At 50.7% G+C, this 804-nt stretch carries 1 rRNA gene; it reads right to left on the bottom strand.

Annotated features, from left to right (window positions below):
- Positions 1 to 477 (bottom strand): 16S ribosomal RNA (locus tag E2L00_RS21360); the annotation flags it as partial.
- Positions 478 to 804: the final 327 nt, after the last annotated feature.

Genomic DNA, 804 nt, shown 5'->3' with positions numbered 1-804 from the left:
CACTAAGGTTATTAACCTTAATGCCTTCCTCCCCGCTGAAAGTACTTTACAACCCGAAGGCCTTCTTCATACACGCGGCATGGCTGCATCAGGCTTGCGCCCATTGTGCAATATTCCCCACTGCTGCCTCCCGTAGGAGTCTGGACCGTGTCTCAGTTCCAGTGTGGCTGGTCATCCTCTCAGACCAGCTAGGGATCGTCGCTTTGGTGAGCCGTTACCTCACCAACTGGCTAATCCCATCTGGGCACATCTGATGGCAAGAGGCCCGAAGGTCCCCCTCTTTGGTCTTGCGACGTTATGCGGTATTAGCCACCGTTTCCAGTGGTTATCCCCCGCCATCAGGCAGTTTCCCAGACATTACTCACCCGTCCGCCACTCGTCAGCRAAGCAGCAAGCTGCTTCCTGTTACCGTCCGACTTGCATGTGTTAGGCCTGCCGCCAGCGTTCAATCTGAGCCATGATCAAACTCTTCAATTAAAAGTCTGATGTGCTGCAACTCGTGCAGCGGTGCTCAAAGATTACTTTCAAATAATTCACTTAAATGAATTACTGTCTGGTCACTCTTCAAGGCTTGATATTTTTTTGCACCCGAAGATGCTGAGATATCAATCCTGCGAGTGCCCACACAGATTGTCTGATAAATTGTTAAAGAGCGGTGCAATCAGCGGCTCAGCCTGCTGTTGCGAGGTGGCGTATATTACGCTTTCCTCTTTCAGAGTCAACCCCGAATTTCAGGATTTTTAACTCTCATCGCCGCCGTTACTCTGTGATGTTGTTCACATGTTCCGTGTCGATGGAGGCGCA

This window comes from Cedecea colo (genome assembly GCF_011808225.1).
Lineage (GTDB): Bacteria > Pseudomonadota > Gammaproteobacteria > Enterobacterales > Enterobacteriaceae > Dryocola > Dryocola colo.
This window is presented reverse-complemented; position numbering and strand designations above follow the sequence as displayed.